Here is a 14,439-nt window from a genome sequence, read left to right as displayed (position 1 = left end):
CTCACTAATAATAACACAGATATCCCTGACTTGAAAACAAGAAATGTCATTATACAAAATAATTTTGCTGTCTTATTTCCAACGCTTCAATAATAGAAATTGCTTCCTCAACCGCTAAATGATTTACATCGTCCGAAATAACACAATAATCACCATACATTGCGTTCGCCCATTTATAGTAGGCATTGATCCACACATCCACTTCCCGAGGCTCTAACTCAAACGGATAAAGCATAAATAAGTGTTGCTGAATAATGCCAATCACCTGTTCTAAAAGACTTGGATTGCTATGCTCGAGCAACTCAGCAAGCCCAGCGAAAAGTGCTGTTGCAAATTCGTTATCAGCAAGCATTGGTACAAGGCTAGGATTAAACGTACCGTCTTTATCTATTTTCCGAACTCGAATAGCTTCATTTACTTCTTTTTCTTGCATTAATTCAAAAATCATCGACTGCACAAACGGAGAAAAACTATCATCCGCTAGAAACTCTTTAAATGCTGGCAGAAATGAATCTATTTCTAAGAAACGAGCCTCTTGTAGAAACTCCAACTGCTCCGTCGCATGCCAAGACGCAAATTCACGAATATCTTTTCTTGGGATAAACTGTTTTGGAAAAGGAATAACATTATCAGCCACTTCATCTATAGCTTCGTTTTTTTCTTCTTCCATATAATGTCTAACTAACGTGAAGTACGTATCCATATTATCTTCTTTCATAAAAGTTACAGATAGCTCTCCAAGAATATCCTTATTATATCCATTCATTGTCAAAAAGTTTTGGCCGACTTCTTGCGCTTTCTTCGTTTTATCCGTCTGGTTATAAAATTGAATTAATTTATGTACAATTTCCTCGTTGCAAGGCTCTTGATGATACGCATTCTCCAAATAATGTAGCGTACTCATTTTTTCTTCTTCGGACAACGAGGTAATCCCTTTTTCCAGAAATTTTTTAACACTCATTGGAAAAAAAGCACCACTTTCACTCATCGTTTTATCTCCTTTTATTTGAAAAAGCTTTATTTATACTAACTGGATTTACCCTTATTGTTAAAAATCTAACCATTTCTAGTAAAAATGTTGATTTGGTTTGATTCATTCTACTTGGATAGTTTAGTTCTGTCAAGTGGATTTTATGGTGTTTTATTACAAAAAATTGGCTAGAATAAGTCTTATTTTCTACGCATTTTTTATTTAAAACAAAAAGGTAGACCTCGATTTCACACCGAGGCCTTGCGGGTAGCTTGCTTTTTTATTTATTCCCTGTATTTTGTTAAAACTTCTTGATAGATTTCTTCTATTTAATGTAACACTGGACTTCGATATCTAATATCCAAGCGTCGTACAAGCATTTGTGTTAGTGGCGCAAATTAGAAATACTGTTAGTTTCCCTCATAAAGTTGGCTTCTCTTTTCACGTTTTCACACATATTGTGTGCATTGGATCTAAATGATTCCCATAAATAATTGTTTTTGGAAAAGATATTCTTTTTATCTAGTATCTTTACCCTATATTTTATTATTCATAGAAGAAGTTCAAATCGCACATTAAAACTTCGCTAAGGATAACCGCGTTTTTGTGTGATAGTCTGACAGTTCCTTTTTCAATGTTGCTATAGCCCGATGTGTACTTATAACCCATCCTCCGCGCAATGAACGCTTGCGTGATTCCTCGTTGCAAACGTAATTCTCGAATTTTGGCCGTATTTATTCTTCTGGTGTCTACTGTTTTCATGTCATCTTCTCCTTATCTACACAATTTGAGTTGTTAATACAATATTAACAACTCAATAAGACTATGTCAATCGTAAAATAATACGTTATGTGTTAAAATATAGCTAAATTGAGTAAGATATTGTATAATCAAACAAAAAGGAGTGAAATAATGCCAAATTTAAGTAACAGACTTACTTTATTACGGGAAAAGCAAGGTTGGTCAAAAGCAGAAACAGCAAGAAGACTTGGTTTAAAAGCCCCTTCTACTTATGGCAATTGGGAATATGGTATTCGAGAGCCAGACCTTGAGATGGTGACACAAATTGCAACGTTATACGATGTTAGCGTTGATTATTTACTCGGTCAACAAAGTATTCCGACATATGCCCCTAGTGAACTCCAAGATGAAAAAGATATTGGGAAAAGAATGACAAAAATTAGTGAAGATTTAAAGTATGAAGATGATTTACATTTAGATGGTCAGCCTTTAAATGAGTCCGCAGTGAATTTCTTAGCAGATTCCATCGATTTCCTTTATGAACAGGCCAAGAAATTAAATGATTAATCACCTTCACCTCGTTTAACTTTTAGCTTTTTTGGGAATAATTAATGGAGTCAAAATAAAAAGCTAAAGGGGGAGTTTCATTTGTCAGAATGGTACTTCAAAAAGAACGAACAGAAGGTTGGACCTTTTACAAATGTAGAGATGATTGCTCTTTATAGAAAGAAAGAGATTAATGATCTTACATTGGTCCAAAAATCCCCTCATCCAGAGTGGGTTGCATTTAAGCAAACAGAATTGCATCAACATACTGGAAACCACGGGAGTTCAGAACTAAAAATACGCGACCTTTTCTCGGCTGTTTTTAAAAAGCACTCGAAAGAAGAAGGGGAAAAAGTTTTTATTGCGGGTACTAAATATACAACGCCTGCAACTAGCGATATTCCGCATTCTTGGCCGCATCCCTGGGTGTTTTCCAGAGTTTTCTTAGTGTTAATCGTCACGTATTTCTTACTTCTAGCATGTACATATTTGTTTAATAACAGTAATACAATACCTGGACTTATGGTAATTGGTTCATTTGCAGTTCCGTTTTCTGTCTTATTATTCTTTTTCGAAACGAATGCACCGCGAAACATCAGTGTTTTTGATGTAGTGAGGATGTTCTTTATCGGTGGTGTGGCTGCACTTGTTGCGACACTAGTTATTTACTGGATTATTCCAGTTGGTAAATTAAATTATTTCAATGCCCTTTTAGTTGGATTTATTGAAGAAACTGGGAAAATGATTATTGTTGCCCTTTTCATTCGTTCCTTAAACTCGAAGTACATTTTAAACGGTTTACTCATTGGTGCCGCTGTTGGTGCTGGATTTGCTGCATTTGAATCACTTGGTTATGCATTTAACTATAGCGTGGATGCTGCTTTCTTATTCAAAGATATTCATATTGCCGGCGAGACGATGATTAATGTTATCTTTAGCCGTGGTTGGCAGTCTATCGGTGGTCATGTTGTATGGGCTGCTATCACTGGTGCCGCTCTTGTCATCGCGAAAGGCAACCAAAAACTTGGCATGCACCATATTTTCACAGGAACTTTCTGGAAATGGTTTATTATTCCAATCGCATTACATTTTGCTTGGGATTGCCCGTTCAACCCACTTCCAGCAATTGCCTTTAAACAAATTGTTTTAATTGTGATTGTTTGGTTCGTTATCTTGCGTCTTATTAGTAAAGGTCTGAAACAAGTTTCCGTTATTTCGGCCGCGAGCAAAGCTTCTAAATAAGCTAAAGAGCCCTAAGAAAATTTCTTAGGGCTTATTTTTATATCCAAAATTAAAAACAGAAAGCTGACAAACTTGATTCTAATATGGACATATCTGCATTTTCATGTAAAATAGAAGTATTATCTAATTAGCAGAGGGGTCATAGAAATGCGCGAATCTTTGAAAAATAGCAAGAGATTAGTTATTAAGGTTGGTACAAGTACATTAATGTATGGAAATGGCCATATAAATTTACGTACCATTGAGAAATTAGCGATGGTTTTATCTGATTTACGTAACGAAGGAAAAGAAGTCATTCTTGTTTCTTCTGGGGCAATCGGCGTTGGTTGTCATAAATTACAGCTTCCAGTAAGACCTACAAGTATTCCTGACCTTCAAGCCGTCGCGTCGGTTGGTCAAAGTGAACTAATGCATATTTATAGTAAGTTTTTTGGTGAATACGGACAAGTTGTTGGACAAGTGTTACTTACTCGTGATGTAACTGACTTCCCTATTAGCCGCGAAAATGTTATGAATACTTTAGACAGTTTATTAAGCCGTGGTATTATCCCAATTGTAAATGAAAATGATACCGTTGCTGTAGAAGAACTGGAACATGTGACGAAATACGGAGATAATGATCTTCTTTCTGCCATTGTTGCCAAACTAGTGCAAGCTGATTTACTCATCATGCTTTCTGATATCGACGGATTTTACGGGAGCAATCCAACCACTGATCCGGATGCCGTTATGTTCTCTGAAATCAATCAAATCACGCCAGAAATCGAAGCACTTGCTGGTGGTCGAGGTTCTAAATTTGGAACTGGTGGTATGTTAACGAAACTCTCTGCTGCTTCTTATTGTATGGAATCCAACCAAAAAATGATTTTAACAAACGGCAAAAATCCTACAGTTATTTTTAATATAATGCAAGGTGAACAAGTGGGTACTTTATTCGCTAGTAAAAAGGAGGAATTGTCACATGACCGAACTCATTAAAAAAGGGAGCGCTGCTAAAGAAGCTGCCCAATTTCTAGCACAAGCAACAACAAAACAAAAGAATACAGCATTGTTAAATTTAAGTAATGATTTACTTGCACATACGAGTACTCTTTTAAAAGAAAATGAAAAAGACATCCTTCGTGCGCAGAAAAAAGGAACGCCAGAAACAATGATTGATCGTCTTCGTCTTACAGAAGATAGAATGAAAGAGATATCCGAAGCGGTTAAACAAGTAGTCGCGCTAAAGGATCCTATAGGCGAAGTAACGAATATGTGGAAAAATGAAGCCGAGTTAACGATTGGCAAAACAAGGGTTCCGCTTGGCGTTATTGGTATCATTTATGAATCCAGACCAAATGTCACTGTAGATGCTTCTGTTCTTTGTTTTAAGACAGGAAATGCGGTAATTTTACGTGGCGGTAGTGATGCTATTGATTCCAATAAAGCATTAATGTCCGTTATCCAGGATTCTCTTGAGGCATCTGGCTTCCCTCGTTCTAGTGTTCAATTAATTGAAGATACTTCTCGCGAAACTGCCCGAGACATGATGCGGCTAAATCGCTTTTTAGATGTGCTCATCCCTCGTGGTGGTGCAAGATTAATTCAAACTGTTCTTGAAAATGCAACTGTTCCAGTCATCGAAACAGGTACTGGTAATTGTCATATCTACGTAGATAAAGCGGCAGAGAAACAAATGGCTATAGATATTTTAGTTAATGCTAAGTGTTCGCGCCCTTCTGTATGCAATGCTGCAGAAACTTTGCTCATTCATCGAGATGTCGCCGAAGATTATCTTCCAGCGATGGAAACTGCGCTAAAAGAATATGATGTCGAACTACGTGCGGATGAACGTGCGAAGGAAATTTTACAAGAGGCAAAAGCAGCGAAAGAGTCCGACTGGGAAGATGAATTTTTAGATTTTATCCTAGCTGTTAAAGTAGTCGATTCCGCTGAAGAGGCTATTGAACATATTAATAAATATGGCACCAAGCACTCAGAAGCAATTATTTCTAATGACTACGCAACTGGTCAAGCATTCCATCAAAAAGTGGATGCTGCAGCCGTTTATATCAATGCTTCTACTCGATTCACTGATGGTTTTGCCATGGGATTTGGCGCTGAAATTGGCATTAGTACTCAAAAACTTCATGCACGTGGACCAATGGGCTTAACAGAACTTACATCCACTAAATATATTATTTTCGGAGATGGTCAAATCCGCAATTAAAAAGAAGGTAGCCTATGGTTTAGGCTACCTTCTTTTTTCATCCAACCAATCAATTACATCTTGAAAAACAGTTTCTTTACATAATTCATTCACCAGTTCATGACGAGCATCTTCATAAATTTTATAAGTAACATCCTCTACCCCAGCTTTTTCTAAGGATAAAGCAATTTTAGGTGTGTCTTTTCCGAAATGCCCTACCGGATCATCACTTCCAGAAAGCAACAACACAGGCAAATCCTTTGGCACACTTTCCAACGTTTCTTTTTGTTGACTCACCTTTACGGCTTCAAAAAGATTATGGAAAAAACCACTTGTTCCAACTACTGGACCGCAAAACGGATCTTGTTCATAGGCTTCATAAATAGCCACATCCCGCGAAAGCCAACTAAAACGATGATTTTCATTAAATGGTTTATTATAACCCCAAAAGGCCAATTTATTTAGAAGACCACTTCTTTTTCTTTCATCTTTTTTCACTCTTTGTTTTGTAATCATTTGACCCATTTTTAGAAGAGCTATCGGTTGAAGTCCGCTACCGCTGAGAATTACTCCATCAACTTGATATTTCGCCATAAAGGTTCGTATAATAAAACTTCCCATACTATGCGCAAAAATAAAGTATGGTAAACCGGGATACGTTTCTTTTAAATAAGTTCGTACCACCACTTCATCTTCTACCATGTTTTTAAAGCCTGTTTCTCCGTCTAAATGACCTAAAGATGCTTCATCAATGGCTGATTTCCCAAAGCCACGATGATCATCGGCTACGACAATATATCCAGCCTGATTCAAACGTTCCGCAAACAAGCCATATCTTGCCCCGTGTTCTGCCATCCCATGAACAATTTGAACTACACCAACTGGATTTTCCACCTCATCCCAAATATGTAAATGCAAATCGAGTCCATCTGTAGCTTTTAATTTCATTTGTTTGTACATCTGTCTCCCTCCCATTTCATCTTATTATTAGTATACCACCTGATAGTTGTTTTCACTCTTTCACAGGCTTTTTTTAGGACTTTTGTATAACTAGTTAAAAAGTTACAGTTCCAACTGTTCATTTCTATTTTGAAGATTGTTCACATAATCACAATATGTTATAATAGTCCCATAAGGAGATGACACACATGGATAACTGTTTAGCGCAATTACAAATGTATGATTATTTACTCAAAAAATACCGTAACAAAGAGGTTTTTCCTGATACGAGAATGATTGTAGAAATCGACGGCAAACTTTGGACTGGTGATTTTCTTCAACTGGACGATTGCCATATCATCGAAATTGATTGGGAAGATACTCGGTTCACGCGTATCGAACGTACGAAAGATGCTATCAATGATGAATTTAACGAAAAAGTTACGAACTCTAATGTAAACGTAAGTGAAAATCGTATCGATTCCAAAATTGGTAGTTTAAAAAACATTGAAATATTGTATCAAGAAATTGGCAATTTTGTTCGCCAAGTAGAAAGTTCTACTACAACATTAAAACCGTTACTCTACAACGCTTATTGTTTAGATACACGGGTTAAATTACCATTCTTAGATATCAGTAAAAAAGAGATTACCTTAGTATCTTTAACTAATTAAATAAAATCCCGCGAAACGTAAAAATTTCGTGGGATTTTTTATGTTGTCTGTTCCAAATGTAGAATATTTTTTCTCGAAAGATTTGCTAGCTCCGTTTCAAGAAATGTTGGTAAAATGGTGATATTTTTCAACTTGTCTATATCGAACCATTTAAAATGCAGTTTGTATGCCTCTTCCCCGTATTGACCAAATTCTTCTATTTTTGTAAATGTAGGTTGATTAAGTAAACTGCTCTCTGGTAACAGTTTAACAGCATAATAAAACTCAATACTATCTATTTCTTCGCCGCGATATAAAAAGCGATTTTCCGCAATAATGCTCAATTCTAAAATAGCCACATCTTCCCCGAGTTCTTCTTTCATTTCACGTTTTAATCCTTCTTTTGTTGATTCTTTTTCCACTGCACCGCCCGGAAGTGTCCAGTAATCTTCTTCTTGGTTTGAGTGGAGCAAAATTTTGTTTTGATGCATAATAATTGCTGCAGTTCTAACGTGTTTCATGGCCACCTCTCCTTCTTTTTTATTTTAGCACAAATAAAGTGGTTGCGCTTTCAAATTATTTATAGTATAGTAATGGCGAACAACTTGTATATACAAGTTAAAAAAGGAGGAAGTTTTATGGTTGACTATACAAAAGATGCAAGCGCTCTTTTAGAGTTAATTGGTGGCAAAGAAAATATTTCATCTGTCACACATTGTGCTACAAGAATGCGTTTTGTTTTGCAAAATCCAGATAATGCCGATGTGGAAGCCATCGAAGACATTCCAGCAGTAAAAGGGACATTTACACAAGCTGGTCAATTTCAAGTAATTATAGGTAATGATGTAGCTATTTTTTATAATGAATTTTCAAAAATTAGTGGTGTGGAAGGTGTTAATAAAGAAGATGCCAAAGTAGATGCGAAGAAAAATATGAGTATTCTTCAGCGTTTACTTGCTGGTTTAGCTGAAATATTCACTCCATTAATTCCAGCAATTGTTGTTGGTGGTCTTATTCTTGGTTTCCGTAACGTAATTGGAGATATTAAGTTTTTAGAAGACGGCACGAAAACGATTGTGGATGTTTATCCATTTTGGGCTGGTGTTTATAGTTTCTTATGGCTAATTGGTGAAGCTGTATTCCATTTCTTACCTGTTGGGATTACATGGTCCATCGCGAAAAAAATGGGAACCACACAAATTCTTGGGATTGTCCTTGGTTTAACGCTTGTTTCCCCGCAATTACTAAATGCTTATAGCGTTGTTGAAACAAAAGCAGGCGATATTCCAGTTTGGGACTTTGGCTTTGCTCAAGTACAGATGATTGGGTATCAAGCGCAAGTTATTCCTGCCATTATGGCTGGATTCTTACTAGCCTATCTCGAAATCTGGTTACGTAAATTTATTCCAAATGCCATTTCGATGATTTTTGTTCCATTCTTTGCTCTCGTACCTACTGTTCTAGCAGCTCATGTTATTCTTGGACCAATTGGTTGGAAAATTGGCGACGCGATTTCGAACGTCGTTTATGCTGGCTTGACTGGTGGACTAAGTTGGTTATTCGCCGCACTATTTGGCTTCCTATATGCCCCGCTCGTTGTCACGGGACTCCATCATATGACCAATGCTATTGATTTACAATTAATGAGTCAATTTGGTGGAACGAATCTCTGGCCGATGATTGCACTTTCTAACATCGCCCAAGGGTCCGCTGTTCTAGCAATTATTTTCTTACATCGTGGCAATGAAAAAGAAGAACAAGTTTCAATTCCAGCAACTATTTCCTGTTATCTGGGTGTAACAGAACCTGCGATGTTTGGTATTAACTTGAAGTACTTATATCCATTCGTAGCTGCTATGATTGGTTCCGCAATTGCGGCTGTGGTTTCTGTGTCTAGTGGTGTCATGGCTAACTCGATTGGTGTCGGAGGACTACCTGGAATCTTGTCTATTAACCCTAAATATTACGCAGTTTTTGCAGTATGTATGTTAATAACGATTGTTGTTCCTTTCATTCTAACTGTATTATTCCGCAAATATAATATTTTAAACAAAGTAGATACTGCACCAATTCGTACGTTTGGTAAAAAGGAGTATCGTGAATCTGCAAAAACAACCAACTAAAAAGTGAGGCTTCCCTTTATGACAAAGTTTGCTCAAAAAACAATTTATCAAGTGTATCCGAAATCCTTTTATGATACGACTGGCGATGGTACTGGGGATATTCCCGGTATCACCGCCAAGCTTGATTATTTACAAAAACTCGGAATTGAGATGATTTGGCTGAATCCATTTTATCCTTCTCCGCAAAATGATAACGGCTATGATATCGCTGACTATACCGCGGTTGATCCTTTATTTGGTACGATGGACGATGTGACAACGCTTATCAAGGAAGCGAAAAAAAGAAATATTGGGATTATGATTGACTTAGTATTAAATCATACTTCAACAGAGCATCCTTGGTTTAAAAAAGCGCTTGCTGGTGATCCATTCTATCGTGATTTTTACTATTTCCGCCCAGCAAAAGCCGATGGTTCCCCTCCAACAAATTGGGTTTCCAAATTCGGCGGTAATGCTTGGGAAAAATTGCCTGACTCCTCTGAGTACTATTTGCATTTATACGATGTTACTCAAGCTGATTTAGACTGGGCCAATCCGAATGTACGCGAGGCACTCTTTGATGTCGTGAATTTTTGGATTGATAAAGGCGTGGAAGGTTTTCGTTTAGATGTATTAAATGTGATTGCCAAACCTAAGTTTTTAGAAGATGATTTTGAGGGTGATGGCCGTCGTTTTTATACAGATGGACCAGGAATTCATGCTTATTTAAAAGAACTACATGAACGAACTTTTGGCGATAAACCTATTGTAACAGTTGGAGAAATGTCATCTACGGATATTGATAACTGCATTCGTTATAGTAATCCAGACGAAAAAGAATTATCGATGGTTTTTCATTTCCATCATTTGAAAGTAGACTATCCTGATGGAGAAAAATGGCGTTTAGCGGATGTGAATTTCGAGAACTTGAAATCTATTTTCCATACGTGGCAAGTTGCGATGTCAGATGAAAATGGTTGGGATGCGCTTTTCTGGAACAACCATGACCAACCTCGAGCCCTTGGTCGCTTTGCTTCCGACAAGCCGGAACATTATTATCATTCTGCGACCCTACTTGGCGCAACGATTCATTTTATGCGAGGTACACCGTTTGTTTATATGGGAGAAGAAATTGGTATGATGAATCCAAAATTCCCTACCATTGATGATTATGTGGATGTGGAAACGCTCAACCATTTTGATATTTTACAAAAAAACGGACTTAGTGAACAGGAAGTAATGGAGATTATTAAAGAACGTTCGCGCGATAACAGCCGGACTCCTATGCAATGGGACGATTCGCAAAATGCCGGTTTTACAACTGGTACCCCTTGGCTAAAAGTGGCTGATAATGCAAAGGAAATAAATGTTCAAACTGCTTTATCTAATAAAGCGAGCATTTTCTATTTTTACCAAAAACTAATCGCACTCCGGAAAGAGCATCCTGTCATTCAAACGGGTGATTACACACCATGTTTGACGGAAGAAGATTCTATTATCGCCTACAAGCGTTCAAACGAAACTACTTCCCTTCTTTCCATTCATCATTTTGGTTCCGAGAAGAAAAAAATTCAACTGCCAACTGAGTTTTTAAATGCTGAAGTACTTCTTTCTAATTATGAGCGCCAGAGAATCAGTTCTGAACTGGAATTAGCGCCATATGAAACATTAACATTAATACAATAAAAAAAGCCTGAGATTCGTTTCTCAGGCTTTTTAGCGTCTTCTAGCAAAATCAATAAAACGGAATTTATCCAACCGGTGACGCGATTCAGTATACTGAAAAAGTGTTGTATCTTTTAAAAACACGGTACTTTTCACGACAACCACATGCGTATCACCATGTAAGGCTAAGTATTTTTTATCTTCGGCATTCAGTGGCTCAACGGTTATTTCTTTTTGAGCATAACTGATTTCATAGCCTTTTTCATTTTCTAAGTATTGATACAAGGAGTCTTCTAAAATCTCGTCCGCAATCGGCTCGGTTTTGTCTAATAAATAGTCGTAATCTAAAATAGTTGCTTCTCCTTCTAAATAACGCACTCTAAGAATAGCTAAACAGGTTGAACCATGCGGGAGACCGGCAAAATCAGCAATTCGATCCGGTAAAGTTGTCTCTTCATTCCGGATGACTTCCGTAGTAGCATTCATGTGTTCGGATTTTTGTAATTCTTTAAAGCTAGTTAATCCAGAGACTGGAAAAGAATAACGTTCCCGGTCAATAACAATGGAGCCTTTTCCTTGGAGCTTTTGAATACAGCCGTTTTCAAGCAATAATACAAGTGCTTTTCTAATGGTCTCACGAGATACCGAAAAACGCTTAGCCAGGACATTTTCACTTGGAAGTAGTGTGCCTGCTGGATAAACGCCAGATGTAATATCTTGCTCTAATTCTAAATATATGTCGAAAAACTTATTTTTCTTATTCAAATTTACTCACCCAAGGCTATTGTAGCACATTTGCCCGTAATTGTAACCGAAATTTGTTAGCCCGCTTTATTACCAAAATCACGTGAAATTTGGTACACTATTAGTAGTAAGATTTGAATTTGTGTTTTGATTTAAGAGGAGGTATTTTCTATGACTAAAGTTATTTTAACTATTTTTGCAATTATCGTTCCTGCGTTTCTCGGATTTATACTTGCTTACCAAATCTATAAGAAAAAAACTGCCACTTATATGCCACTAAAAAATGAATTCGTACACTGGGCTAAGTAAGCGCACATTAAGGAGGAAAACACATTGAAAAAAACAGAAAGTGAAAAACCACTTGTCATCAAAATTGTTATTAGTGTTCTTGTAGGTTTATTTCTACTTAATTTAATGCCATTTTTAGCGATTTTCGGCTAATTATTTATACTTAAAAAAGGCTTGAAGGTGCTTATTTTTTATGGTATATTGTAAATTGTGTTGAAATGAATAGCAATTTTTTATGGTGAGACAATTAATGACAAAGATGTCAGTTAATGCTTTTTTTATAAAAAGACTCCAGAGTGCCTATTTAGAGGTGTTCTTGGGTCTTTTTTTGTGTGGAAAGGAGAAATGGAGATGAACAAAAATAAAACTGGTTGGAACATCGCAAAAATTATCGTGGGGGCGCTTATTTTCTCGCTTGCTGTCAATGTTTTTGCTATCCCGAATAATTTAGGAGAAGGTGGCGTTACTGGGCTAACAATGATGCTTTATTACTTGCTTGGTTGGACTCCCGCAGTCACTACTTTTATATTTAATGGTATTTTACTTATTATTGGTTACAAGTTTCTTGATCGAATGACGATTGTCTGGACAATTGTGGCTATTAGTTTCACTTCGATATTTTTACATTTTTCTGAGCCGCTTGCTTTCGTGGCAAATCAAACGATTGTCGCAGCCATTTTTGCCGGATTAATGATGGGAATTGGTATGGGACTAATTATGAATGGTGGCGGAACTACTGCTGGTAGCGCTATTTTAGCGAAAATTGCTAATAAATATCTTGGTTGGAATACGAGTTACGCGTTGCTATTCTTTGATTTACTTGTGGTTATTCCTTCTGTTTTTGTAATCGGTTTTGAAAACATGCTATTTACCGTCGTTTCGCTTTATATTTCGACCAAAGTACTTGATTTCATTCTGGAAGGTTACAATCCTAAAAAATCTGTCACGATTATATCGGATTATTATGAAGAAATTGCAACTGAAATTGATGCGAATTTAGAACGTGGTATTACCCTTTTCAACGGTCAAGGTTTCTATATGCGCCAAGATAAAAAAATTCTTTATATTGTAATCAGCCGAGATCAATTACTACCTCTCACTAAAATCGTTAATAAATATGATGAGAAAGCATTCTTTATTATTAATGATGTGCAAAGTGTTGTAGGTGAAGGCTTTACAAAACAAATAACAAGCGAGTGATGTGGTTTTGCTAAACTTATGTTACAATAATGTGGAAATTATTTTTAATGTAAGTGAGGCGTCCTTATGAAAATTTCTAAACCGGCTTATTTGGTTTTACTTGTTGTTGGCTTGGTTTTTGTTTTTCTAGGACTATCTAATATCGGAATCTCTATTTTTTGGGATTTTAGCGACTTAGAGAATTTGATGGTTGGCAGTTTATTAATCATCATTGGACTCATCACACTTAGGATTCGATATTCCTTTAAAAAAAGAGGATAGAAAAGCACTGCAACGATTGATTGCAGTGCTTTTCTACTGTTAAAAAATAACGTTTTCTTGAATAACATCTAATTTTTTAATAATAATATAGCGGTTTTGCATCGTAATGACGCCTTCTTTTTTGAGTTGTTGGAAAATCCGGTTCACACTGCTTGCGGAGTTAATCCCGCAAAAATGACCAATTTCTTCATTACTTACTAGAAAATCAATCAAATACTGATCAGGCGCAATTTCCACTCCAAAAAGCGTATAAAGTTCGTAGAGTTGCGTACAAATTGCTCCCAGTTTCCCATTCATTAGCATTTGCTGCATTTTTTTAATGGATTGTAGCAACCTCGTACGGTAATAATCTTTTACATAAATTTGCAAATCCACATCACGATTCACGTCTTTCCAAAACCTTACCCGGTCAACTTGGTATAGTTCTGCCGTATCAGACTCCACGCGAATATTAAACGGTGCATTCGCAAACTGGGAGTATTCATCTTTTAACAGAGAGATAATATCCATTTTATTAATGTAATTCAAGTTAAACTCCCTACCATCCCTTGATATAATACTCGTTTTAATAATCCCTTTTTTAAGTATGTAGACATAAGAATCTTCCAGCCCCTCGTAAGTTAAATATTTACGTTTTCCCCTTGTAATAACTGGAAAATCATTTGTGCTCACATAATTATTAAGAATATTTTGCTTCATGTTCTTAACCTCCTTTTTGTCCTTCCAGTTAAAGCATATTAATCATACAAAATACTATTCCCTATTTTTTCAACAAATGTTATACAAATTTGTATATAGCAGAAATAATTACCAAATTAAAAAGTATCCTCTCCGAATATCCCCTATAATACTCTTTGTCGCTGAGATAAATTACAAATTATACGTAAGAAGGGATTTTAT

General features: G+C 36.4%; 16 protein-coding genes. 10 read left to right on the top strand and 6 right to left on the bottom strand.

Annotation, left to right across the window (positions count from 1 at the left end):
* Positions 1 to 49 precede the first annotated feature (49 nt).
* Both AB2Q86_RS06775 and AB2Q86_RS06770 read right to left on the bottom strand, forming a co-directional pair.
* Entirely contained in the window at positions 50 to 988 is a 939-nt protein-coding gene (locus AB2Q86_RS06775; protein ID WP_012581416.1) for a hypothetical protein, read from the bottom strand.
* A 528-nt stretch (positions 989 to 1,516) separates the two neighbouring features.
* Positions 1,517 to 1,732 (bottom strand): helix-turn-helix transcriptional regulator, encoded by a 216-nt coding sequence (locus AB2Q86_RS06770; protein WP_014589059.1) that lies wholly within the window; start codon positions 1,730 to 1,732, stop codon positions 1,517 to 1,519.
* 150 nt (positions 1,733 to 1,882) lie between these two features.
* On the opposite strand from AB2Q86_RS06770, the gene AB2Q86_RS06765 reads away from it, so the two are divergent.
* The 4 genes from AB2Q86_RS06765 to AB2Q86_RS06750 all read left to right on the top strand — a co-directional run bounded on the left by AB2Q86_RS06765 (position 1,883) and on the right by AB2Q86_RS06750 (position 5,708).
* Positions 1,883 to 2,278: a helix-turn-helix domain-containing protein gene (locus tag AB2Q86_RS06765; RefSeq protein ID WP_003730316.1), complete on the top strand. Its 396-nt coding sequence runs from the start codon at positions 1,883 to 1,885 to the stop codon at positions 2,276 to 2,278.
* Between the two features lie 81 nt (positions 2,279 to 2,359).
* The gene (locus tag AB2Q86_RS06760) at positions 2,360 to 3,499 is read left to right on the top strand and encodes a PrsW family glutamic-type intramembrane protease (RefSeq protein ID WP_012581417.1); all 1,140 of its coding nucleotides are present in this window, start codon (positions 2,360 to 2,362) and stop codon (positions 3,497 to 3,499) included.
* A gap of 147 nt (positions 3,500 to 3,646) precedes the next feature.
* Positions 3,647 to 4,477, top strand: a complete 831-nt coding sequence (gene proB / locus AB2Q86_RS06755; RefSeq protein WP_003736436.1) for a glutamate 5-kinase — start codon at positions 3,647 to 3,649, stop codon at positions 4,475 to 4,477.
* A complete protein-coding gene (locus AB2Q86_RS06750) occupies positions 4,461 to 5,708 on the top strand; it encodes a glutamate-5-semialdehyde dehydrogenase (RefSeq protein ID WP_012581418.1) in 1,248 nt (415 codons plus the stop codon). The genes proB and AB2Q86_RS06750 overlap by 17 nt, the downstream gene beginning before the upstream one ends.
* A 24-nt stretch (positions 5,709 to 5,732) precedes the next feature.
* Here AB2Q86_RS06750 and AB2Q86_RS06745 read toward each other — a convergent pair whose 3' ends face one another.
* Positions 5,733 to 6,647 carry an alpha/beta fold hydrolase gene (locus AB2Q86_RS06745; RefSeq protein ID WP_012581419.1) on the bottom strand — a complete coding sequence of 305 codons (915 nt, stop codon included), beginning with the start codon at positions 6,645 to 6,647 and terminating at the stop codon, positions 5,733 to 5,735.
* Positions 6,648 to 6,835: 188 nt separating this feature from the next.
* Here AB2Q86_RS06745 and AB2Q86_RS06740 point away from each other — a divergent pair, with 188 nt between their 5' ends.
* Positions 6,836 to 7,300, top strand: a complete 465-nt coding sequence (locus AB2Q86_RS06740; RefSeq protein ID WP_003726717.1) for a hypothetical protein — start codon at positions 6,836 to 6,838, stop codon at positions 7,298 to 7,300.
* A 38-nt stretch (positions 7,301 to 7,338) separates the two neighbouring features.
* Here AB2Q86_RS06740 and AB2Q86_RS06735 read toward each other — a convergent pair whose 3' ends face one another.
* Positions 7,339 to 7,800, bottom strand: a complete 462-nt coding sequence (locus tag AB2Q86_RS06735; RefSeq protein WP_012581420.1) for an NUDIX hydrolase — start codon at positions 7,798 to 7,800, stop codon at positions 7,339 to 7,341.
* Between the two features lie 117 nt (positions 7,801 to 7,917).
* On the opposite strand from AB2Q86_RS06735, the gene treP reads away from it, so the two are divergent.
* Complete coding sequence (treP, locus tag AB2Q86_RS06730) at positions 7,918 to 9,402, top strand: PTS system trehalose-specific EIIBC component (RefSeq protein WP_003727531.1); 1,485 nt, start codon at positions 7,918 to 7,920, stop codon at positions 9,400 to 9,402.
* An 18-nt stretch (positions 9,403 to 9,420) separates the two neighbouring features.
* Positions 9,421 to 11,067, top strand: coding sequence for an alpha,alpha-phosphotrehalase (gene treC, locus AB2Q86_RS06725; RefSeq protein WP_012581421.1), 1,647 nt, complete (start codon positions 9,421 to 9,423; stop codon positions 11,065 to 11,067).
* A 30-nt stretch (positions 11,068 to 11,097) separates the two neighbouring features.
* Here treC and treR read toward each other — a convergent pair whose 3' ends face one another.
* Positions 11,098 to 11,811 carry a trehalose operon repressor gene (gene treR / locus AB2Q86_RS06720; RefSeq protein ID WP_003736429.1) on the bottom strand — a complete coding sequence of 238 codons (714 nt, stop codon included), beginning with the start codon at positions 11,809 to 11,811 and terminating at the stop codon, positions 11,098 to 11,100.
* Positions 11,812 to 11,961: 150 nt separating this feature from the next.
* Here treR and AB2Q86_RS06715 point away from each other — a divergent pair, with 150 nt between their 5' ends.
* From AB2Q86_RS06715 to AB2Q86_RS06705, 3 genes are all read left to right on the top strand, one after another.
* Positions 11,962 to 12,099 carry a hypothetical protein gene (locus AB2Q86_RS06715; RefSeq protein ID WP_003723553.1) on the top strand — a complete coding sequence of 46 codons (138 nt, stop codon included), beginning with the start codon at positions 11,962 to 11,964 and terminating at the stop codon, positions 12,097 to 12,099.
* A 330-nt stretch (positions 12,100 to 12,429) separates the two neighbouring features.
* Positions 12,430 to 13,278, top strand: coding sequence for a YitT family protein (locus AB2Q86_RS06710; protein ID WP_003730323.1), 849 nt, complete (start codon positions 12,430 to 12,432; stop codon positions 13,276 to 13,278).
* Positions 13,279 to 13,344: 66 nt separating this feature from the next.
* On the top strand, positions 13,345 to 13,539 hold the full coding sequence (locus AB2Q86_RS06705; RefSeq protein ID WP_003726053.1) for a hypothetical protein: 195 nt from the start codon (positions 13,345 to 13,347) through the stop codon (positions 13,537 to 13,539).
* A gap of 39 nt (positions 13,540 to 13,578) precedes the next feature.
* On the opposite strand, the gene AB2Q86_RS06700 is transcribed toward AB2Q86_RS06705, so the two are convergent.
* On the bottom strand, positions 13,579 to 14,238 hold the full coding sequence (locus tag AB2Q86_RS06700; protein WP_003726052.1) for a Crp/Fnr family transcriptional regulator: 660 nt from the start codon (positions 14,236 to 14,238) through the stop codon (positions 13,579 to 13,581).
* Between the last annotated feature and the right edge of the window lie 201 nt (positions 14,239 to 14,439).

Source organism: Listeria monocytogenes (assembly GCF_041765605.1).
GTDB classification, from domain to species: Bacteria; Bacillota; Bacilli; order Lactobacillales; family Listeriaceae; genus Listeria; species Listeria monocytogenes_D.
Note: the sequence above shows the minus strand (reverse complement) of the source record. Positions and strands in the feature narration are given on the sequence as shown.

Excerpts from the sequence above, each read along its gene's own strand:
- AB2Q86_RS06775 (WP_012581416.1), bottom strand. The coding sequence starts at position 988 with ATGAGTGAAAGTGGTGCTTTTTTTCCAATGAGTGTTAAAAAATTTCTG.
- AB2Q86_RS06770 (WP_014589059.1), bottom strand. The coding sequence starts at position 1,732 with ATGAAAACAGTAGACACCAGAAGAATAAATACGGCCAAAATTCGAGAA.
- AB2Q86_RS06765 (WP_003730316.1), top strand. The coding sequence starts at position 1,883 with ATGCCAAATTTAAGTAACAGACTTACTTTATTACGGGAAAAGCAAGGT.
- proB (WP_003736436.1), top strand. The coding sequence starts at position 3,647 with ATGCGCGAATCTTTGAAAAATAGCAAGAGATTAGTTATTAAGGTTGGT.
- AB2Q86_RS06750 (WP_012581418.1), top strand. The coding sequence starts at position 4,461 with ATGACCGAACTCATTAAAAAAGGGAGCGCTGCTAAAGAAGCTGCCCAA.
- AB2Q86_RS06745 (WP_012581419.1), bottom strand. The coding sequence starts at position 6,647 with ATGTACAAACAAATGAAATTAAAAGCTACAGATGGACTCGATTTGCAT.
- AB2Q86_RS06740 (WP_003726717.1), top strand. The coding sequence starts at position 6,836 with ATGGATAACTGTTTAGCGCAATTACAAATGTATGATTATTTACTCAAA.
- AB2Q86_RS06735 (WP_012581420.1), bottom strand. The coding sequence starts at position 7,800 with ATGAAACACGTTAGAACTGCAGCAATTATTATGCATCAAAACAAAATT.
- treP (WP_003727531.1), top strand. The coding sequence starts at position 7,918 with ATGGTTGACTATACAAAAGATGCAAGCGCTCTTTTAGAGTTAATTGGT.
- treC (WP_012581421.1), top strand. The coding sequence starts at position 9,421 with ATGACAAAGTTTGCTCAAAAAACAATTTATCAAGTGTATCCGAAATCC.
- AB2Q86_RS06715 (WP_003723553.1), top strand. The coding sequence starts at position 11,962 with ATGACTAAAGTTATTTTAACTATTTTTGCAATTATCGTTCCTGCGTTT.
- AB2Q86_RS06710 (WP_003730323.1), top strand. The coding sequence starts at position 12,430 with ATGAACAAAAATAAAACTGGTTGGAACATCGCAAAAATTATCGTGGGG.
- AB2Q86_RS06705 (WP_003726053.1), top strand. The coding sequence starts at position 13,345 with ATGAAAATTTCTAAACCGGCTTATTTGGTTTTACTTGTTGTTGGCTTG.
- AB2Q86_RS06700 (WP_003726052.1), bottom strand. The coding sequence starts at position 14,238 with ATGAAGCAAAATATTCTTAATAATTATGTGAGCACAAATGATTTTCCA.